We start from the raw sequence: 20,153 nt of genomic DNA on the forward strand, positions 1-20,153 counted from the left end.
GGGTTATCTGTCGACGCCGACGTGGATGTCGACGAAGTTGTAGGGCGCCCACGGACCGGTGTACTGGACCAACACGTCGCCGAGTTCGGCTTCGAGTTCGTCGACCGCTTCGCCGAACTCGTCTTGGTTTTCGCGTTCGACCAGATACGAGCGATTCAACAGCAGTCGGTCGCTGAACTGGCCGTTCTCGACTTCGTTTATGCTCGCGTCCGTGAGGCGTTCGGCCGCCGCTTCGACGGCGTCCTGCGAGAGGTCGGTCCCCTCTTGGGAGACGACTTTCACGCCGAGTTCGACCGTTCCTTCCACGTCGTTGAGCGCTCGCGTGAACGCCGGGCGGGTGCCCCGAAGGACGTTCTTCAGCGCCCGCGCGTCTTTGAACGCCATACCGAACTGCATCGGAACGACCGTCCGGCCGTCGCCGTGTTCCATCACCTCCCGGAGCACCTCGTCGTGGGTCTGTACGTTCTCGTCGGTCCGTTCGGGGTCGGTCGTGTCGATGTCGGAGACGATAGCCGAGATGGACTTGTGGGTGATAGTGTACACCCGGTCTGCACCTCCGACTCCGGATAGCTCTAAATCGAGGTCCTCTGCGTCGGTTGCTCCGTAGACGTACAGGTTCTCTTCGCTCATGTGAATGGTCGCGCGGAACCACTGCCGTCAGCGGCGGCTATCCGCACACCAGTCTCTGAGGGGTGCGAGCGGGATAAGCGATGGTGTATATCAAACTCGATGAATGAAATATGGACGAATACGGGTTCGACTCCGGCAGTCGTTCAGGAAATAAAAACAATCACGGCACATTCCCTGTTCATCTTCACATCTCGGCCTCAAGCCTCATTACGGTGGGCGCTCGAAGATGATTTCAGGTCTATCACAATGGCACAACGAACACCGAACGCGTCAAGTCTGGCGGAAGTCCTCGACCGGGTCCTCGACAAAGGCGTCGTCATCGACGTCTGGGCTCGAATCTCCGTCGTCGGCATCGAACTGCTCACCGTCGAGGCGCGCGTCGTCGTCGCGTCCGTCGACACCTTCCTCCACTACGCGGAGGAGATAGCGAAGATAGAGCAGGCGAGCGCATCCGGCGACATCGACGAACTCGAGGAGATAGAAGTCGAAACCGAGCCGGCGCAGACACAGTAACCGACTGAATGACCGACGGCTCCGACCACAAACGGAAGGTGCGCGGCCTCAGCGTACGGTCCGACGGCAAAGAGACGAAACGTCGCAGTCGCGAAAAGAAGGACCTCGACAAACAGCGGTCCGAAGTCGACGGCGACGACGGAAACGACGGACCCCAATCGGCCCAGAAGGTCGCCCGACGGTTCGAGCCGTTCGTCGAAACCGACGAGACCGAAGCGCTCGTAGAGCGCATCCGAAACTGGTGGGGTGCCGAGCAACCGGTCCATCTCATCGGTCCGACCGGGTGCGGCAAGACGACGATGGCCGTCCAGTCGGCCGTCGCCCGCGGACGGCCGATCGTCTGGCTCGAAGGCGACGACGCCGTGGACACGGCCGCACTCGTCGGCGAACACGCCGGTAAAGAGCAGTACGCAGAGCGCGACCAGTACGTCAGAGACGTCGTCAAAAAGAAGTCCATCGTTCGGGACCGCTGGGTCGACAACCCCCTGTCGGTCGCGGCCCGAGAGGGAGCGACCCTCATCTACAACGAGTTCTCGCGGTCGAAACCCGCAGCGAACAACGTCCTCCTCTCGGCGTTCGAAGAGGGGATACTCGAACGCTCCACCGGGCGCGGGGCTGACCGAACCATCGACGTCCACCCCGATTTCAGGGCGATACTCACCTCGAACTCCGTCGAGTACGCGGGCGTCCACCGGCCGCAAGACGCCTTACTCGACCGACTCGTCGGAATCCACCTCGGCTTCTACGACCGAGAGACCGAGGTCGAAATCGTCGACTCCAGAGTCGACGACTTGGACCGAGAGAACATCGAGAAGATAGTGACTATCGTGCGCGGCCTCCGCGAGGAGATGGACGTGACCGTCGGAACGCGGGCGGCGGTGATGGCGGCGCGCGGACTGACGGCGTTCCCGCCGAGAGACGACCTCATCGTCGATATCTGCACGGACGTCCTCGCCTCGAAGGTGTCCTCTCGCGAGGAAGTCGAGGAGCTGAGGGACCAGATTGATTCCATAGTGGGAGGAATGTGACACTATGGGCGACGACACAGAGACGAGCGACGAGACCGAGCAGTGCATCGCTCTCACCGGCGGCGGAGAGCGCTGCTCTCGGGAGGCCGAGGACGGCGATTTCTGCTATCAACACGACGAGAGCGACGAAACCGTGGACGGGTCGGCGGCCGCCGACGGCGGTTCCGGCACCGAAAGCGAGAGTCGAGACAGCGAGAACGACGAGGAGTCGGACGTGGACAAAGTAAACGAACTGGAAGACGCCGCCGGTGGAATCGAACCTGACGACGAAGCGGAGGACGACGAATCCGAGGGAAGCGACGACGAGTCCGTCGACATCCTCGAAGTCCGGAAACTGGTCGAGACGACCGCCTCGGACCTCATCGGTCGGGAGTTAGACGGTATCTCCGAGATCAGAGCCGAGGAGGACGGCTGGTTGGTCGTCGTCGACCTGATAGAACGTCCGGCGGTGCCCGACTCACAGGACATCCTCGGGAGCTACGAGATAGAACTCGGAACCGGCGGCGCTATCCACGGCTACCGCCGCATCAACCGCTATCGACGAAGCGACACGGCCGATGTCGAGTGAGAGCGTTCCCGTCGGAACCGACCGTTTTCTGACCGACAGCGCGGGTCCGTGGTCTCCGCGTTCCGAACGGTAATCCCCTGAAGTTTTCCCCTCCCCCGCCAACTCTCAGACGTGCGTCTCGTACAGGTCATGGTTCCGACGGGAAAGCGCGAAGCCGTCGTTGGCGTCCTCGACGAGGAGGGCATCGACTACGCCCTCTCGGCGGAGTCGAGCAACCGTCAGTACGCCGCAATCGTCACGTTTCCCATCCCGAAGGCGGCGGTCGAACACATCATGAACCGCCTCCGAGACGTGGGTATCGAACGGGACTCGTACATCGTGGTCCTGTCCGCCGAGACGGTCGTCTCCCGGCGGTTCGACGAGCTCGAACAGGAGTGGGAAGACGAGAACCCGGACGGCGAGAACCGAATCGCCCGAGAGGAACTCATCGCCCGCGCCGAGGAGATGGCCCCCGAGACGACGACGTTCGTCGTGATGACCGTCATCAGCGCCCTCGTGGCCACCGCGGGCGTGCTCCTCGACTCGCCCGCCGTCGTCGTCGGGTCGATGGTCATCGCCCCACTCGTGGGGCCGGCGATGACGACGAGCGTCGGCACCATAATCGACGACCGAGAGATGTTCCTCCGCGGAGCGAAGTTGCAGGTGTCCGGCGTCCTCCTCGGCATCGTAAGCGCCGCCGTCTTCGCGGTGATACTCCGGACGACGAGCATCGTCCCCCTCAGCGGACCGGAGGTGTTCTCCATCGGCGAGGTGGAGTCGCGCCTCTCGCCGGACGTCCTGTCTCTCGTCATCGCCCTCGGCGCGGGGGCCGCCGGTGCGTTTTCTCTCGCCTCGGGCGTCTCCACCGCTCTCGTCGGCGTCATGATAGCCGCGGCGTTGGTGCCGCCGATGGCTGTGGTCGGTATCGGCTTCGCGTGGGGGTCACCCATGGCGGTGCTCGGATCGGCCGTTCTCGTCCTCGTGAACGTCCTCTCGATCAACGCCGTCGCACTCATCGTGCTGTGGCGGATGGGATACCGACCGAAACTGTGGGTCCAACAGAACGAGGCGCGGTCGATAATGATGACGCGCGTCACCACGTTCGCCGTGATTCTGCTCATCCTCACGTCCGTCCTCGGCGTCGCCACGTACGGGTCGGTTCGGAGCGCGGCGTTCGAAGAGGACGCGCGGGCCGCGATCGACAAAGCGCTTCCGCCGGACGCGTCGCTGGTCTCGATGGACGTCGGATACCGGAGTTTCCCGCTTTTAACCCCGGAACGGATCACGGTTACCGTCGGCTATCCGCCGGGCGAACCGCCGCCGCGCGTCGGCGACGAAATCGAGCGCCGACTCAACGAACAGGCGCCGGAGACGATCGACCCGTGGAGAGAGGGAGGCGTCCAAGTCGAACTTCGGTACATCGCCATCGAACGACCGGGCGGTGCGGCGGACTCGACGGCCGAGGACGACCCCGAACGCCCCGCGGTGGCCGCGAGGGGAGTCGGACCGACCCCGCGTTCGCCCGCGGTCTGAGTGACTGAAAGAGGTCTTTGTCTCTACGGCGGGTTGAATAGCTGAGCCGTCGATATACGTTCATGCGACAACGAGCGTACGTAGTTCCGATTGCACTGGCCGCCCTCGTCCTGTTATCCGGGTGTCTCGCACCTCTGCAGGCGGGCGGCGGAAGCGACGCCGGGGCGAGTGACCCCGCGACCATCTCCGCCACCGGGTCCGGGGAAGTGACCGCGGAAGCCGATCTAGCGGTCGTCTCCGTCTCGGTGACCGCCACCGCCGACTCGGCCGACGCCGCCCGCCAGCAGGTCGCGACCGACGCAGAACAGATGCGACAGGCCCTCCGTGACGCCGGCATCGCGGACGACGCCGTCGAGACGGTTGCCTACCGCGTCAACCCCGAGTACGACCACTCCGGAGATAGCCGCGATATCGTCGGCTACCGCGCGGTCCACACCTACAGCGTCGAAGTCGAACCCGACCGCGCGGGCGAAGTCGTGGACGTCGCCGTCGGCAACGGTGCGGACCAGATCGACAACGTCGCCTTCACCCTCACCGACCAAACGCGCGCCGAACTCAGAGAACGGGCGATAGAGAACGCCGTCGACGCCGCCCGCACGGACGCCGAGACGGTTGCGTCCGCGTCCAATCTCACCCTCGGCGACGTTCGGTCCGCCTCGACCGACGGCGGCGTCCAGCCGATGTACTACGAACGCGCCGCCCTCGAAGACACCGCCGGCGGCGGCACCTCCTTCGAACCCGGCCCGGTGACGGTGACCGCGACGGTCAGCGTCACGTACGAAGCCGAGTAATCGGAGAACTCCCGGTCCGGCACTCGCCCGACCGAAACCCCGCAAAACCCATCTTTCCGGTCGTCTCGAAAACGTCGGTCTGTGCCTCCGTTTCAGCGGCCGTCCTAAACACAGCACGCCAGTCAGTCGTGCGAATTACCGTGTCTTCACTGGGGGTAGTGAGACGGGTTCGGTGGTCGCCAGTTCGAAGTCTCTGGGCGTCAGTTCGAGTCGTGCTCTACGTAGAGACGGGTGAGTCCGCACTCGGGGCAAACGTGTGCGGTCGGTGTGAGTTTCTCTTTCGCGCCGAGTCCGCCGAGTATGCCCTGTTTCGGTTCGTTCGTCTCGACGTGGAGCGTGAACCCTTCAGCCGTCCGTATTTCGAGCGCTTCTAGTTCGACTCCACAGTCGGGACACCGTTTCTGTGAGTACATCAGTACGGTGACAGTCGGGGGTGAGTCATAGGGTTACTGCCGAGCCGACTCGGCCGTATCGACCACGAGGCGGTCAAAACACGTCGCTCGGTGGAATCTCAGCGGATACGTCCGTCCGACCTCACTCCTTTCGCGACGGCGGGATGTCGGGTTCGTATCCGACCGCGTCCACCGCGGCGTCTAACACTTCGTCGACGCCCTCGTGATTCGTGACGCTCATGTACAGGTCGGCCTCCACGTCCGTCGAGCGGTCGCTCTTGTTGCAGACGGTCAGCACGGGGACGGAGCCGAACCGGTCTTCGACGGCGTCGCGGAGTTCCAACTGTACGTCGAGGGGGTAGCCGCAGGCCCCACTCGCGTCGACGACGAAGATGACGGCGTCCGCGAGATGTTGAAGCGCGCTCGCGGCCTGCCGTTCGATGTCGTTTCGCTCTTCTTCGGGCCTGTCGAGGAGTCCCGGCGTGTCGATTATCTGGTAGCGAACTCTGTCGCGTTCGAAGTGTCCGATCTGGACGCCGCGCGTCGTGAAGGGGTAGCGCGCGATTTCGTTCGAGGCGCGGGTGACGGTGTTGACGAACGACGACTTGCCGACGTTCGGGTAGCCCGCGACGACGATAGCCGGTTCGTCGGTTCGGATGTCGGGTAGGTCCCGCAGGTCGTCGCGTGCCTGACCGATGAGAAGCAGGTCGTCGGCCACTTCCTCGACGATGTCGGCCATCCGGGCGAACGCCTGCTTTCGGTGCTTCCGCGCCTTGTCGGGGTCGGTCTTCCGGAGTTTCGGCTGGTACTCGCTTCGAATCTCCGAAATCTGCCGGCTCGCCCACGTCACTTCCGACAGCGCCTGTCGGAGTTCGTCCACGTCGACGATGGCGTCGGCGAGTTCGTAGTAGAAGGGGTCGACGGTGCCGAAATCGGGCCACTCGGTGACGACGTTCTCTAAGTTGTCCGAGAGGATGGAGGAGGCCGTCTGGAGCATCGACTGCTGGGCCTCTAACCCGGACTTGGAGCGACCGGAACGCGCCGCGCGAGAGAACGCCTTGTCGATAAGTTCCTCCGACCGCGGCGTCGTCGGTAGGGACTCGAAAATCATGTTGCACCGTCTACTCGGCCGAAGGGTAAAAGAGCGTCCTTTGGCGGCCCGGCCCGAGACGGCGTCTCACGGCCGCGTTCACCACGGCGGCCGTTCGCTCACCGCCAGTCGGACCCGGTACGGGAAGTCGCCGCCGTCGCGGCCTCCGTCTCCGTCGCGACTCTCCGCTCTGTCGTCGCGGCGTGAGACGCTCACGTCCCCCGCGAGGATCCACGTCCCCGCCCCGCCGCGTCCGAGTTCGTACACCGTGCCGACGGTTTCGCCCGGACTCACCGCGATTTCGGTTCCGAGACCGGTGACCGAGAGAACGCGGCGGCCGACCGTGCTCACGCCGCGGGCGTCGCGGTACTCGTCGCTCCAAAGCGTCGTTTCGGTCTCTCGGTCGTCGGCCCGGTGCGCGCCGACGACGCCGAACGGCATCGGCGGCCCCTCGGAGACGCGAACCGTCTCCGCGCCGTCGTTGCGGAGGGAAAGCGAGAACGCGGCGGGGTCGAACGGCGCGCGGGCGGACTCGCGGACGGTGGCCTCGACCGAAAGGGGAACGTCGCGCACGTCGCTGACGTACGTCGTGTAGTACCGGCCGTCCGCGCGGAGGAGTTCCGCCTCGCGCAGGCGTTCGACGGCGGAGTCGGGCAGGTCGTTCGCGCCGAAGACGCCCGGTACCGCGGCGGCCGCCCGGAGAGTCGGGCGGACCGGCGCGGAGAACGCCGAGAGTTCGACGCTCTCTCCGCGTTGGTCCGTCCCCAGGTCGTTGAACCGGAGTCCGTAGTCGAACCGTTCGGCTCTCGCGGCGAGTTCGTACCGCCGAGAGCGGTAGACGACGCCCGCACCGACCGACAGACCCGCGGCCGCGACGAGGAATCGGCGGCGATTCACGGAGACGGGTCCGCCTTCCGACAGGAAAACGCTTCCGGGGTCCGAGACGAACTGACCGCCACGACGCTTTTGCTCGCGAAGACGCTACGCTCGACTATGGCAATAGATTGGCGCGCGGTAGCCGTCGGCTTCGTCGTCATCGTCGTCGTCGGAGCCGTCGGTCTGAGTCTGCCGGTCGTGGGACAGATAGGCGCGGGACTGCTCGGCGGGTTCGCCGCGGGCTACCTCGCGGGCGGGAGCGTCGGGCACGGCGCGTGGAACGGACTCGTCGCCGGGTCGGTCGCGGGCATCATCCTCACGGTCGGACTCGCCCTGTTGGGCAGTCTCGTCGGCCTCGCGGGCGGCCCGGTCGGGTCGATACTCGGCGGCGCGGGCGTCTTCGTCGTCGGACTGTTCGTGACGCTGCTTTTCGCCGTCGACAGCGCACTCGCGGGCGCAGTCGGGTCGTGGGCGAAGGGCGTCTGACTACCCCTCGCCGCGCTCTAAATACTCGCGCTGAATTTCGACGACGTCGGTCGAGTCCTCGCAGTCGGCGTAGCGCCGCAAGGGTTCCTCGTTGAGTTCGAGGAAGGTGTGGCCCCACGTGAACTTCGAGAGAAGCGCCTCCGCGCGGTCGTTTCGGCCGAAGATGCAAAGCGCCGCGGCCAACGCCTCGACGGTGGTCAGTTCCATCGGCCGCCCGAAGTTGACGGGGTTCGCGGCGACGAGATACGGGAGGGCGCGGTGGTCGCCAGGAAGCGAAAACATCGCTTCGCCGGCCGACTCCCACGAGCAGTCGAGAGCGACCAGATTCGACGCGTCGCGGTCGGCCGGAGAGAGTGCGCGTTCGGCGTGGGGGTTCAACACGACGCCGTACGGCGTCGCGCGGTCCGACCGATGGAGGTCCGCGAGGCCGAACTTCGCGAGTTTTCGCGCGGTGCACTTCTTCGGGTCGTCGTCGCCCTCGTAGCGGACGTGGATGTCGTACTCCCGGCCGCCTCGCCTTCCGTCGGCGTCTCTGTCCGCGGTCACGTCCTGTCGCAGGCGACGCGCCGACAAAAGGGGTTCGTCGTGCCGCGGGCGACAGAGGCATGCGTCTCCTCGGAGAGGAAGTGGGTATGGAACCGACGGACGCCGACGAGACGCAGAGCACTTCGTCCGCCGGCCGGAACGCGGACCGTTCTGGTGACGACGACGGAAGCGGCGCGGACGGAACCGAACGAGACGAAGGGGCGGTCGCACGCGACTACTACGAGGCCATCGACGCGGGCGACTACGACCGCCTCGCGTCGCTTCTGACCCCCCGGTTCGTCCAGCACCGGCCGGACCGGACGTTCGAGGGGCGAGAGGCGTTCGTCGCGTTCATGCGCGAGGACCGCCCCGAGACGGAGACGAGACACGACGTGGTCGAAGCGTACCGCGCCGCGAACGGCGACGGGCGGGCGGTCCACGGGCGACTGGTCGGCGCGGACGGCGAAGTGCGCTTCGAGTTCGTCGACGTGTTCGCGTTCGACGGCGGGCGAATCCGTCAGATAGAGACGTTCACGCGGTGACAGAGAGCGTCACGTGTCGGTTCTGACCGCGATGACGCCGTCCGTGTCCACTTTGACCTCTCTGTCCGCGATTCGCAGCGACACCGAGAGGTCGGTGTCGGCCTCCCGGGCGGTGGCGAGTAGGTTCTCCGCCGCCTCGGGGTCGACGCCGTAGCGTCGGCTGACGCGTCGAGCGTCCACGCCGAGCGAGAGCGCGAGGGACGCGTCGAGTTCGTCGGACGCGTCGAAGCGGTGGCGTCCGACCGCGTCCCACTCCGCCTCTTCGTCGAGCATCATCGACTCTCACCCGGGTCGGTGCAGTGGGTCCGTCTGGGCATATTCGATGCTCACCGCGAAGGGGTAAGTAACGAACCGTCTGTGACTGCGAGTTTCGTCTGTTTCAGCCGAGTTAGCCCGTTAAACGACCGATTAAACGAGAACGCGTCGCGGTCAGTCCGTTCCCGCGCCGAGGGCCGACTCGCCGACCGGGTCGTGTCCCTCGATGCGTTCGCGGCCGCCCATGTACGGACGGAGGGGTTCCGGAACGGTGACGGTGCCGTCGTCGTTCTGGTAGTATTCGAGGATGGCGACCATGACGCGCGGGACGGCGAGGCCCGACCCGTTGAGCGTGTGGAGGTACTCCGCCGACTCGTGGCGTTCGGGCCGGTAGCGCAGTCCGGCGCGGCGGGCTTGGAACGCCTCGAAGTTCGACACCGACGACACTTCGAGCCACCGACCGCCCTCCTCGGGGCCGTCCTCCATGTCGTCGCCGGGTGCCCACACCTCGATGTCGTACTTTTTCGCCTGCGTGAAACCCAAATCGCCGGTACACATCTCCAAGATGCGGTACGGGAGGCCGAGGCGACGAAGGACCTCCTCCGCCTCGTCGACGAGTCCCTCGAATCGCTCGTAACTCTCCTCGGGGCGGACGAAGTTGACCATCTCCACCTTGTTGAACTGGTGGACGCGGACGATGCCGCGCGTCTCCGTGCCGTGTTCGCCCGCCTCGCGCCGGAAGTTCGGCGTGTACGCCTGCAGTTTCAGCGGCAGGTCGTCGTCGAGCAGAATCTCGTCGCGGTACATGTTCGTGACGGGTACCTCCGCCGTCGGGCACAACCACAGGTCGTCGTCGTCGTACGGGGCTTCGTTCGACTCCCCGAGGCGGTAGGCGTCCTCTGTGAACTTCGGGAACTGGCCGGTTCCCTCCATCGACCGCGAGTTGACCGGAACCGGGGGGAACACGTCCGAGTACCCCTGCTCGCGGTGCGTTTCGAGGAAGAACTGGATGAGCGCGTGTTCCAACATCGCGCCGTCGCCTTTCGTGAAGTAGAACCCACCGCCGGTCACCTTCGCGCCGCGTTCGAAGTCCAAGATACCGAGTTCCTCGCCCAGGTCGTAGTGCGGCGTCACCTCCTCGGGGAGGCCTCGCAGGTCCTCGAACCCCTCGCGGCGGAGTTCGACGTTCTCGGACTCGTCCTCGCCGACGGGAACCTCCTCGTGGGGAATCTGGGGAATCTCCATGAGAGCGTCCTCCAGTTCCGCCTCCAGTTCGTCGGCCCGGCTCTCGACGTCGGCCAGTTCGTCTTTGAGCTTTTGGGACCGTTCGATGGCCGCCTCCGCCTCCTCCTCCTCGCCGGCGGCTTTGAGTTCGCCTATCTTCGACGACGTCTGGTTGCGTTCGTGCCGCAGGTCGTCGCCGCGGTTCTTCAGCGACCGCCACTCCTCGTCGACTTCGAGAACTCGGTCTAAGTCCACGTCGTCGACGCCTTTATTCTGTAGCGCCTCCCGAACGGTCTCCGGGTTCTCGCGGAGGAACTGCCTGCTGATCATTGCCCCGAGATTTCGACGGACGAGGCAAAACCGTGTCGCATCCGCGTGCCGGCGTCGCGGTGCGAGCCGACTGCTCGGGACGGTACCGAACCGAGGCCGGGCCGCCGCACCCGTCCGAACGCTTTTGGCGCCGGGCGTCCCCCCTCTCGCATGGCGATTGGCGACGTGAAGGCCGTACCCGGCCACGACGACATCTACTACTTGGACACCGGGATGTACGACACCGAAGCGTACGGGTCCGTCTACATCGTGGACGCCGACCGGCCGACGCTGGTCGATTCGGGCATCGGGACGCACTACGAACGAACCCTGGAGGCTCTCGACGAGGTGGGAATCGACCGAGAGGACGTCGAGTTGATACTCCCGACGCACATCCACCTCGACCACGCGGGCGGGGCGGGATACCTCGCGGAGGCGTGCCCGAACGCGACGGTGATGACCCACGAAATCGGCGTCCCGCACCTCGTGGACCCCGAACGCCTCGTCGAGGGGACGAAAGCCGCCGTCGGCGACCAGTGGACGTTCTACGTCGACCCGAAACCGGTCCCCGAGGGGCGAATCGAACCGCTCTCCGACGGCGACGAGATATCGCTCGGCGACCGGACGCTCGACGTGATCGAAGCGCCGGGGCACGCGCCGCACCAGACGATGTTCTACGAACCCGGCGGGGAGGTGCTCTTTACCGGCGACGCCGCGGGTATCTGGGTACCCTCGACGCGCGACATCCGCCAGACGTCGCCGCCGTCGCAGTTCGACCTCGAAGCCTGTCTGGCGGACGTTCGGACCATCGAGGAACTGTCGCCCGAGACCCTCTGTTTCGGTCACTTCGGCCCCAGAGAGTACGACGACGACCTGATGGAGGCGTACAAGCGAACGCTCGTCGAGTGGGTCGAAGCGGTCAGGCGGAAACGCGACGAACTCGGCGACGACGACGCCGTCGTCGAACACTTCGCCGAACACACCGAGATGATAGACGTGTGGGGCGAGACGAAAGCCCGCGAGGAGGAACGCCTGAACACCCGGGGGGTCCTCGGCTATCTCGACTGGCGGGCGAAACAGGACGAAACCGAGGAGTGACCCGGCGTCGGCGGGCGTAAAACAACTCCTTTCGAGGGACGGCCAGTTCAACGACGAACAACGTTCGACTACACGAACGTGCATCGTTTTACGTGGGGAACGACCGAGTGAGGAGTATGGACTGGCGGGACGCCGAATCGGCCTTCGACGACGAGGCCATCGGCCACACGACGCTTTCGAGAATGTTCGAAGACAGCGCAGAGCGGAACGCAGAGCGCGTCGCCCAACGGTACAAAGGCGGCATCTACGACCGGTCGCTCGTCGGACGCGGCGTCGTCCCCGAAGCGCCGGACGGCGACTACGCCGACCTGACGTACGGAGAGATGCGCGGCGTCGTCCGCGCCCTCGCGGCGGGCTTTCGCGAACTGGGCGTGACGACGAACGACCGCGTGGGAATCTTCGCGCACACGCGGATGGAGTGGGCACAGTGCGACTTCGCGCTCCTCGCCGCGGGTGCGGCGGCCACGACGGTCTACACGTCCTCTTCGGAGCGACAGGTGCGGTATCTCCTCGACGACCCGAACGCGACGGGCGTCGTCGTCGAGAGCGCGGACCACCTCCGGCGCGTTCTCGCCGTCGAAGACGACCTGGACCTCGAGTTCGTCGTCGTGATGGACGAGATACCCGACGGAAGCGGGATGGCCGGGGCCGTCCGCGACAGAGACGACCTGCTGACTCTCGGCGACGTGCACGAACTCGGCGCGGCGGCGTTCGACGAGGCGACGTACGAGGGGTGGCTCGACGAACGCGACCCGGAGGACCTCGCGTCTCTCATCTACACGTCGGGGACGACGGGGACGCCGAAGGGCGTGCGACTCTCCCACCGGAACTTCCGGTCGAACGTCAACCAGTGTTACCGGCGGTTCGGACCGCGACCCGACAAAGGCGACGCGCCACGCATCGCTCCGGGGTCGGTCACGCTGTCGTTCCTGCCGTTGGCGCACGTCTTCGAACGCCTGGCGGGACATTACCTCATGTTCGCGGCGGGCGCGACTGTCGCGTACGCCGAGAGTCCCGACACCCTCAGAGAGGACTTCCAACTCGTCGAACCGACCACGGGGACGAGCGTTCCGCGGGTGTACGAGAAACTGTACGATGCCATCCGCTCGCAGGCCTCGGAGTCGCCGCTGAAAGAGCGAATCTTCGAGTGGGCCGTCGACGTGGGGCGACGCCACCACGAGAGCGACGCCCCCGGCTACCTCCTCGAAGCCCAGCGCAGACTCGCTGACAGACTCGTCTTCGAGCAGGTTCGAGAGGCCCTCGGCGGCAACATCGATTTCTTCATAAGCGGCGGCGGGAGCCTCTCTGCGGACCTGTGTGCGCTGTATCACGCGATGGGGCTGCCGATTCTGGAGGGCTACGGGCTGACGGAGACGTCGCCCGTCATCGCCGTCAACCCCGTCGAGGAGCCGAAAGTCGGGACCATCGGACCCCCCGTAGAGGACGTCGAGGTGAAGGTAGACGACACCGTCGTCGGCGACGACATCCGGGGCGCGGCGGGCGGCGACGTGGGCGAACTGCTCGTCCGCGGCCCGAACGTGACCGACGGCTACTGGAATCTTCCCGAGGAGACGGCCGCGGCGTTCGACGGCGAGTGGTTCCGGACGGGCGACATCGTCGAACTCCGCCCGGACGGCTACGTCGCCTTCCGAGAGCGAGCAAAGCGGATTCTCGTCCTCTCGACGGGGAAGAACGTCGCACCAGGCCCCATCGAAGACGCCTTCGCCTCCAGTTCGGTGGTCGAACAGTGCCTGGTTTTGGGCGACGGCAGGAAGTTCGTCTCCGCGCTCGTCGTCCCGAACTTCCAGGGCGTCCGCGAGTGGGCCGAAAGCGAGGGGATAGACCTTCCGGAGGACGCCAGAGACCTCTGTCGAGACGACAGAGTGCAGGCGCGGGTGGACGCGGAGATAGACCGCGTCAACGAGTCGCTCGAGTCCTACGAGCGGATAAAGCAGTTCCGCCTCGTCCCCGAGGAGTTCACGGAGGAAAACGAGATGATGACGCCGACGATGAAAAAGAAGCGACGGAACATCCTCGACCGGTACGCAGACCAGATAGATATGCTGTACCGCGACTCCGACGACGGGGACGAACGACCGGCCTGACCGACCCGTCCGTTTTCGAGCATTCGCGTGGTTTCGTCACGTTTTCCGGACAGGCATCCAGTTCCGTCCCCGGAAAGAGCGTCTGAAATGTATGGACTTATGCGTGTTCGTCGCATCGCCCCAGTCACATGGAGGTGTCATAGTGGCTACCGCCGAAGGTGCGAATCTTATCCCTATCGTCGCGGCCATCATCGGTATCGGAGTCGTCTCACAGATCCTCTCCGACCGATTCCAGGTTCCGAGCGTCGTCTTCTTGCTGTTCTCCGGAATCGTCCTCGGCCCGGAGGTACTCGGAGTCATCGGTCCGGGTTCGTTCGGGAACGCGCTCTCGGCCATCGTCGGCCTCTCGGTCGCGATAATCGTCTTCGAGGGTGCGTTCCACCTCCGGGCGTCGAAACTCCGGGAAGCGCCGTCAGCCACGCTCGGGTTGGTGACCGTCGGCGCGGTGTTATCGCTCCTCGGAACGGCCGTCGCGGTTCACTTCCTACTGGACGCCGCGTGGCCGATTTCCTTTCTCATCGGCGCGTTGCTCGTCGCCACGGGACCGACGGTCATCACGCCGATTCTCGAAGTCGTCCCGGCGCGGGACCGAGTCGAGGCGGCGTTGGAGGCGGAGGGTATCGTCAACGACGTGACGGCCGCCATCCTCGCCATCGTCATCTTCGAGGCCATCATCTCCGGCATCACCAGCGCTCCGGAACTGCTCACCCTGTTTGCCGAACGTCTCGGGGTCGGCATCCTCGTCGGCGGACTCGTCGCGGCGACCGTCTACTACGCGCTCCGGTACGTCGACCTCTCGCCGGGGAACGCCCCGCAGAACGCGCGATTGCTCGTCCTCGCCGGCGCACTCGTCGCCTACGGTGCCGCCGACACGATTGCGACGGAAGCCGGCATCGCCGCGGTGGCGACCGCCGGTATCCTCCTCGCCAATCTGGACGTGCCCTACGAGGAGGACATCTCCGCGTTCAAGGGGGACATCACCCTCCTCGTGCTCTCGTTCGTCTTCATCGCCTTGGCGGCGCTCTTGCAGTTCGAGACCCTCCTCGCTCTCGGCGTGGGCGGACTCGGCGTCGTCGTCGCCGTCGCACTCGTGGTCCGACCGCTCGGCGTCTTCCTCTCGACCGTCGGCGACCGGTTCAGCCGACAAGAGCGGACGTTCATGAGCCTCGTCGGACCGCGCGGCATCATCCCGGCGTCCGTCGCGACGCTTTTCGCCATCGAATTTCGTGCACAGGGGCTGACGGAGGCCGCCGACCTCCTCGTCGGAACCGTCTTTCTCGTCATCCTCGCGACAGTCGTCCTCGAAGGCGGGTTCGCCCGCCGAATCGCAGAATACCTCGACATCATACCAATGCGTGTACTCGTCATCGGAGGCGGAAAGGTGGGCAGAGAGCTCGCCGCCCGCCTCGAAAACCGCGGAGAGAACGTAGTGTTGATCGATCAAAACCAAGAGGCCGTCGAAATCGCCCGCAACGACGGGTTCACGGTCCACAAAGGCGACGGCACCGACACGGACGTGCTCCGCTCGGCCGGGGCGGAGAACAGTCGCATCGTCGTCGCCGCGACGGGCGACGACGACGTGAACCTGCTCGTCGCCCAACTCGTCAACTCGAAGTTCGACCCCGAGACCATTCTCGCGCGGGCGAACAACCCCGACAACGTGGACGCGTTCGAGGAACTCGGCGTCCGGACCATCTCGGCGACCCGCGCCACGGCGCAGGCGATGGACAACTACATCGAACGGCCGGCGATGATGGACTGGATGGGCGAGGTCGGTCACACCGGCGACATCCAAGAGGTCGAACTGACGGCCGAAGAGCACGTCGGACGCACCGTCCGCGAAGTCGGGCCGGAACTCCCCGAGGGATGTATCATCGTGTTGGTCGCCAGAGACGGAAACACGCGCGTTCCCACCGCCGACTTCACGCTACAGAGGGGTGACCGAATCACGGTCATCGGCGCCAACGAATCGGTTCGCGAGGCGCTACAGTACGTCCACCCCGACGACCGGTAGTCGCGGCGGGGACTCGCGCCTCGGCGGCGTTCACCCCTCGTCGCCGCGACGTCGAAACGCCGCGGCGGCGGACGCCGCAGTCACGCCGAGGACGCCCGCGACGGCGTCGAATCCGGGAATCGCTCCGCCGGTTTCCGTCCCCGGTGCCGCGGGCGTCCCGACGTCGCTCGCTTCGACTTCTTCGACTCCGAGCGTCACGAAGTCGCTCGGACACTCGGACTGACTGTTTATCACGAGTACGCTCCCCGAGTCGATGACGGTGCCCTGTTGGGTGGTCGTGTAGAGCGTCACCTCCTCTGAGGGTCGGTCGCCCGTCGTCTCGAAGATGGTGGCGTCGAAGGCGGTGATGTCGTCTTCCGCGCCCACGAAGTTGCAGTCGCCGACGCCCGTGGCGTCGGCCTGACGGTCGAATCCGGTCACCTGAAGAAACAGGCCCACGTAGTTCGACTGGTCGAACGTCGGCGCGTCCGTCGGCAGGGCGGCCTGTGTGGTCACCGGTTCCGCGGTGTCGTCGGTCTCCGGCGGCCCCGTCTGTGACTCTCCCGTGGTCTCGGCTTGGGCCGCCGCGCCGCCGACGAACGCCGGAAATGAGGCGGCGACACCGGCGGTTGCGGCGCCTCCGAGCAGTCGTCGGCGCGTCACCGTCTGTGCGTCCCGACCCGACCCAGAACCGTCTGTTCGGTGTCCGTCGGTCACGGGAGGTCGTTCGTCCGGAAGGCCGAAAAGAATCGTGGCCGACTTCGGCCGCCGGTTCAGCCGACTCAGCGGCTGAATTCGATGGCCGCGCCCTGACCGAACCCGACGCAGAGCGTCGCGAGTCCGCGCTCTTCGTCGCGCTTTATCATCTCGTGAATCAGCGTCACCGGGAGGCGCGCGCCGGACGCGCCGAGGGGGTGACCGAGGGCTATCGCGCCGCCGTTGACGTTGTATCGGTCTTCGTCGATACCGAGTTCGTCGCGGGCGTAGACGGCTTGACTGGCGAACGCCTCGTTCAGTTCGACGAGACCGTAGTCCGAGATATCGCGGCCGCTACGTTCGAGGAGTTGCCGCGTCGCCGGCACCGGACCGATACCCATCACCGTCGGGTCCACCCCGGCGACGGCGTTCGTTCCGACCTCCGCGAGCACGTCTAAGCCGTTTTCGTCCGCGAACTCCCGACTCGTGACGAGAACCGCCGCCGCGCCGTCGGTTATCTGCGAGGAGTTGCCCGCGGTGACGGTTCCGTCGCCGGTGAACGCGGGCGAGAGGTCCGCGAGCGCTTCGACGGAGGTGTCGCGGCGGATTCCTTCGTCGTCGGTGACGACGCCGTCCTCGGTCTCTATCGGGACGATTTCGTCGTCGAAGCGACCCGATTCGGTCGCCTCCGTCGCCCGACGGTGACTCCGGACGGCGTACTCGTCTTGCTCGTCGCGGGAGACGCCCTTCTGTTCTGCCACCTTCTCCGCTGTCATCCCCATCTGGAGTTGGAAGATGTTGTACTTCTCCGACAGTTCGGGGTGGAGATGCTGGTAGGAGTCGCCGTCCATCGGGACGCGACTCATGCTCTCGACGCCGCCCGCGATGATGCACTCGCGGTTCCCCGCGGCGATGGCGTCGGACGCGGAGATGATAGACTGCATCGAGGAGGCGCACCAGCGGTTGATGCTCGTCGCGGGCACGCCCTCGCCGAGTTCCGAGAGGAGGGCGATGACCCGCGCGACGTTGTTGTCCTGTTCGCCGCGTTGCTGTGCGACCCCCCACATCAGGTCGTTCACGTCGGCGCTCTCTACTCCGGTCTCTTCCAGTATGTGGTCGATAAGAGCGACCGAAAGGTCCTCGCTTCGCGTGTCTTCGAAGACGCCGCCGGCCTTTCCGAACGGGGTTCGGTACGCGGCCGCGATGACTGGCGTAGGCATACTCTCGGTTCGAACGTCTGTAGCCATAAATGGGGCAGAACTCGAAGGAGAACGCACGGAGTTTCACGTGTCCGGGGTTTCACGGCGGACGCCGCCTCGGGCGTCCGCGACGGCGAACAGTTCCGGCGCGACGTCGGCGGAGGCGTGCTGTCTGGTTCGCGTCGCCTCCGACCGGTCCGGTGCGGCGTCGTTCGCCGCGGACGACTCCCCGTCCGGCACCGTCTCAGTCGTCCGCCGTCCCCGTCGCGTCGGCCGGCGACACCTCCTCGTCGTCGGCGAACGGATACCACGCCTGTTTGGCGTCGTACATGTACGGGTCTCGGTAGTCGGTCTCCTCGGGTTCGGCGAGTTCGACGATGGATTCGGTGCCGAACGCGTCGACCCACTCGCGAAACGTCTGGCCGTCCTCGCGGTGGGCCGCGAACGCTTCCAGTAGGTTTCGAAGCGCGCCGGGCACCTCGTCCGCGGGGACGCGTTGGCGAACCCACTCGACGAACGAGGGGTCCTCGCCGACGCCGCCGCCGACGCCGATGTCCAACGCTTCGACCATCTGACCGTCCTTGCGCGCGCGCATCCCGAACAGGCCGATGTCGGCGGTGTTGGCCTGCCCGCAGTCGGCGGTACAGCCCGAGTAGTGAATCTTGATGGTCTCTACGTCGTCAGGGAGGTTCACGTTCTCGGTGAGCCACCTGAGCAAAAGCGCCGTCCGGGCTTTCGTCTCCGTCAGCGCCAGCGAACAGAACTCCGTACCCGTACACGCCATCGCGCCGCGAGTGAACGGAGTCGGCTCGGGTGTGTACGTCTCCAAGAGCGGTTCCGAGAGCAGAGCGTCGAGTTCGTCGTCCGGAACGTCCACCACGATGGGGTTCTGCCGACGAGTGAGTCGAACCTCCCCGGAGCCGTACGCGTCCGCGAGGTCGGCGAGCGCTATCGCGTCCCGGGCGGGCATGCGTCCCACGGGGACGCTCAGGCCGACGTAGTTCCGCCCGTCGTTTTGGTCGTGGACGCCGACGTGGTCGGCTTTCCCCTCGTCCGGCGACCGACCCGCGTTGTAGGTGTACTCCTCGCGGAGGCTCTCTCCGGCGCGTTCGAGTTCGAAATCGACGTACTCGGCCTGCAACAGGTCGCGGATTTCCGCGGGGCCGCGGTCGTCCACGAAGAAGCGCGCTCGGTTCTTCGAGCGAACGTCTCTGTCGCCGTGGTCGTGGTAGAGTCGTACGAACCCGCTGACCACCTCGTACGCCTCGTCTTCGTCCGCCACGAACACGTCGAGAGGGCGGGCGACGCGGGGTTCTCGGCTGCCGAGTCCGCCGCCGACGCGGACGTTGTAGCCGAGGACGGTCTCTCCCTCGACGTCCTTGCGCGCGGGTTCGAGGCCCACGTCGTTGATGCTGTCTTGGGCACAGCCCTCGTGACAGCCGGTGACGCTGATGTTGAACTTCCGCGGCATGTTCGCGAGAGCGTCGTCGTCGCGAAGTTCCTCTTGGAACCGGTCGAGAAGCGGCGTCGTGTCCACGAGTTCACCGGCGTCCTTGCCGGCGACCGGACAGCCGACGATGTTGCGCATCGTATCGCCCCCGGCCGAACGCGTCGAGACGCCCACGGACTCCAACGTCTCCCATATCTCGGGCACGTCCGAGAGGCGAATCCAGTGCAGTTGGACCGACTGCCGGGTCGTCAGGTCTATCCAGCCGTTGCCGAACTCGGGGTTCGAGACGGGGCCTCTCGCGTAGTCGCGGGCCACCTCGGCTATCGTGCGGAGTTGGTCCGGCTTCAGGCGGCCGTCCGCGTTCGTCAACCGCATCATGAAGTAGCCCTCCTGCCCGGTGCGCTGGTGGAAGATACCCCAGAACTTGAACCGGGTGAACCACTCCTCGCGTTCGTCCTCCGGGATGGACTCCCAGCCGTCTTCCGCGAACTCCAGAATCTTCTCGCGGACGGCGTCGCCGTACATCTCCTCTTTGTACGCTTCTTTCTTATGCGCCATCGCGAATCACCGACGGAGTCTCCGCCTTCGGTTGCGTGTGCGTGTGAACGTTCATTCGTCGGTGATGGCTGTGGCAGCCACGCACATAGTGTTAACCGTTGAAAAACAAAACATATGAGCATATATTCCCGGCTTCTTCGTATTTATAATCACCAGTGCAGAATATAAGGTGGTTTACTTCCACTTCTCGAAGTCAAAAGTTGACATCTTCGAACGGGTATAACGAACGATGATTAACTATTCCGCGCGGAGAGCCGCCGGGCTCCGGTGCGGCGAGAACGCGCGAAAAAAGACGGGAGGGGGAATCGACCCC

Annotated in this window: 21 protein-coding genes; 10 read left to right on the forward strand and 11 right to left on the reverse strand. The window is 65.5% G+C overall.

What is annotated here, in order from left to right:
- Positions 1 to 3 precede the first annotated feature (3 nt).
- Positions 4 to 630 carry a GvpL/GvpF family gas vesicle protein gene (locus BM167_RS12100; protein ID WP_092892794.1) on the reverse strand — a complete coding sequence of 209 codons (627 nt, stop codon included), beginning with the start codon at positions 628 to 630 and terminating at the stop codon, positions 4 to 6.
- A gap of 246 nt (positions 631 to 876) precedes the next feature.
- Here BM167_RS12100 and gvpA point away from each other — a divergent pair, with 246 nt between their 5' ends.
- From gvpA to BM167_RS12125, 5 genes are all read left to right on the forward strand, one after another.
- Positions 877 to 1,143: a gas vesicle protein GvpA gene (gene gvpA, locus BM167_RS12105; protein WP_218153787.1), complete on the forward strand. Its 267-nt coding sequence runs from the start codon at positions 877 to 879 to the stop codon at positions 1,141 to 1,143.
- 8 nt (positions 1,144 to 1,151) lie between these two features.
- A complete protein-coding gene (gvpN, locus tag BM167_RS12110; RefSeq protein WP_092892796.1) occupies positions 1,152 to 2,171 on the forward strand; it encodes a gas vesicle protein GvpN in 1,020 nt (339 codons plus the stop codon).
- Between the two features lie 4 nt (positions 2,172 to 2,175).
- Complete coding sequence (gene gvpO, locus BM167_RS12115; RefSeq protein ID WP_092892798.1) at positions 2,176 to 2,739, forward strand: gas vesicle protein GvpO, halophile-type; 564 nt, start codon at positions 2,176 to 2,178, stop codon at positions 2,737 to 2,739.
- A gap of 111 nt (positions 2,740 to 2,850) precedes the next feature.
- The gene (locus tag BM167_RS12120; RefSeq protein WP_177213347.1) at positions 2,851 to 4,251 is read left to right on the forward strand and encodes a TIGR00341 family protein; all 1,401 of its coding nucleotides are present in this window, start codon (positions 2,851 to 2,853) and stop codon (positions 4,249 to 4,251) included.
- 62 nt (positions 4,252 to 4,313) lie between these two features.
- Positions 4,314 to 5,042: an SIMPL domain-containing protein gene (locus BM167_RS12125; RefSeq protein WP_092892800.1), complete on the forward strand. Its 729-nt coding sequence runs from the start codon at positions 4,314 to 4,316 to the stop codon at positions 5,040 to 5,042.
- Positions 5,043 to 5,242: 200 nt separating this feature from the next.
- Here BM167_RS12125 and BM167_RS12130 read toward each other — a convergent pair whose 3' ends face one another.
- The 3 genes from BM167_RS12130 to BM167_RS12140 form a co-directional block, all read right to left on the reverse strand.
- Positions 5,243 to 5,455, reverse strand: coding sequence for a hypothetical protein (locus BM167_RS12130; RefSeq protein ID WP_092892802.1), 213 nt, complete (start codon positions 5,453 to 5,455; stop codon positions 5,243 to 5,245).
- 121 nt (positions 5,456 to 5,576) lie between these two features.
- Positions 5,577 to 6,545 carry an NOG1 family protein gene (locus BM167_RS12135; protein ID WP_092892804.1) on the reverse strand — a complete coding sequence of 323 codons (969 nt, stop codon included), beginning with the start codon at positions 6,543 to 6,545 and terminating at the stop codon, positions 5,577 to 5,579.
- A 78-nt stretch (positions 6,546 to 6,623) separates the two neighbouring features.
- On the reverse strand, positions 6,624 to 7,421 hold the full coding sequence (locus BM167_RS12140; RefSeq protein WP_092892806.1) for a DUF8130 domain-containing protein: 798 nt from the start codon (positions 7,419 to 7,421) through the stop codon (positions 6,624 to 6,626).
- 96 nt (positions 7,422 to 7,517) lie between these two features.
- On the opposite strand from BM167_RS12140, the gene BM167_RS12145 reads away from it, so the two are divergent.
- Positions 7,518 to 7,886, forward strand: coding sequence for a DUF5518 domain-containing protein (locus BM167_RS12145; protein ID WP_092892807.1), 369 nt, complete (start codon positions 7,518 to 7,520; stop codon positions 7,884 to 7,886).
- On the opposite strand, the gene BM167_RS12150 is transcribed toward BM167_RS12145, so the two are convergent.
- Entirely contained in the window at positions 7,887 to 8,432 is a 546-nt protein-coding gene (locus BM167_RS12150) for a DUF367 family protein (RefSeq protein WP_092892809.1), read from the reverse strand. It lies immediately after the preceding gene.
- Positions 8,433 to 8,518: 86 nt separating this feature from the next.
- On the opposite strand from BM167_RS12150, the gene BM167_RS12155 reads away from it, so the two are divergent.
- Positions 8,519 to 8,953, forward strand: a complete 435-nt coding sequence (locus BM167_RS12155) for a nuclear transport factor 2 family protein (protein WP_092893096.1) — start codon at positions 8,519 to 8,521, stop codon at positions 8,951 to 8,953.
- Between the two features lie 9 nt (positions 8,954 to 8,962).
- On the opposite strand, the gene BM167_RS12160 is transcribed toward BM167_RS12155, so the two are convergent.
- Complete coding sequence (locus BM167_RS12160) at positions 8,963 to 9,229, reverse strand: HalOD1 output domain-containing protein (protein ID WP_092892811.1); 267 nt, start codon at positions 9,227 to 9,229, stop codon at positions 8,963 to 8,965.
- A gap of 153 nt (positions 9,230 to 9,382) precedes the next feature.
- The gene (gene serS, locus BM167_RS12165) at positions 9,383 to 10,762 is read right to left on the reverse strand and encodes a serine--tRNA ligase (protein ID WP_092892813.1); all 1,380 of its coding nucleotides are present in this window, start codon (positions 10,760 to 10,762) and stop codon (positions 9,383 to 9,385) included.
- A 150-nt stretch (positions 10,763 to 10,912) separates the two neighbouring features.
- Here serS and BM167_RS12170 point away from each other — a divergent pair, with 150 nt between their 5' ends.
- The 3 genes from BM167_RS12170 to BM167_RS12180 all read left to right on the forward strand — a co-directional run bounded on the left by BM167_RS12170 (position 10,913) and on the right by BM167_RS12180 (position 15,958).
- Entirely contained in the window at positions 10,913 to 11,839 is a 927-nt protein-coding gene (locus tag BM167_RS12170) for an MBL fold metallo-hydrolase (protein WP_092892815.1), read from the forward strand.
- Between the two features lie 116 nt (positions 11,840 to 11,955).
- The gene (locus BM167_RS12175; RefSeq protein ID WP_092892817.1) at positions 11,956 to 13,944 is read left to right on the forward strand and encodes an AMP-dependent synthetase/ligase; all 1,989 of its coding nucleotides are present in this window, start codon (positions 11,956 to 11,958) and stop codon (positions 13,942 to 13,944) included.
- A 142-nt stretch (positions 13,945 to 14,086) separates the two neighbouring features.
- Positions 14,087 to 15,958: a cation:proton antiporter domain-containing protein gene (locus BM167_RS12180; protein ID WP_092892819.1), complete on the forward strand. Its 1,872-nt coding sequence runs from the start codon at positions 14,087 to 14,089 to the stop codon at positions 15,956 to 15,958.
- 30 nt (positions 15,959 to 15,988) lie between these two features.
- Here the strand turns inward: BM167_RS12180 and BM167_RS12185 are convergent, their stop codons facing one another.
- The 4 genes from BM167_RS12185 to BM167_RS12195 form a co-directional block, all read right to left on the reverse strand.
- Positions 15,989 to 16,654 carry a hypothetical protein gene (locus BM167_RS12185; protein ID WP_092892821.1) on the reverse strand — a complete coding sequence of 222 codons (666 nt, stop codon included), beginning with the start codon at positions 16,652 to 16,654 and terminating at the stop codon, positions 15,989 to 15,991.
- Positions 16,655 to 16,719: 65 nt separating this feature from the next.
- The gene (locus BM167_RS12190) at positions 16,720 to 17,853 is read right to left on the reverse strand and encodes a thiolase family protein (protein WP_092892823.1); all 1,134 of its coding nucleotides are present in this window, start codon (positions 17,851 to 17,853) and stop codon (positions 16,720 to 16,722) included.
- A 63-nt stretch (positions 17,854 to 17,916) separates the two neighbouring features.
- A complete protein-coding gene (locus tag BM167_RS18535; RefSeq protein WP_177213348.1) occupies positions 17,917 to 18,072 on the reverse strand; it encodes a hypothetical protein in 156 nt (51 codons plus the stop codon).
- A gap of 4 nt (positions 18,073 to 18,076) precedes the next feature.
- Positions 18,077 to 19,840, reverse strand: coding sequence for a nitrite/sulfite reductase (locus BM167_RS12195; protein ID WP_092892825.1), 1,764 nt, complete (start codon positions 19,838 to 19,840; stop codon positions 18,077 to 18,079).
- Positions 19,841 to 20,153: the final 313 nt, after the last annotated feature.

It is taken from the genome of Halopelagius inordinatus (assembly GCF_900113245.1).
Lineage (GTDB): Archaea > Halobacteriota > Halobacteria > Halobacteriales > Haloferacaceae > Halopelagius > Halopelagius inordinatus.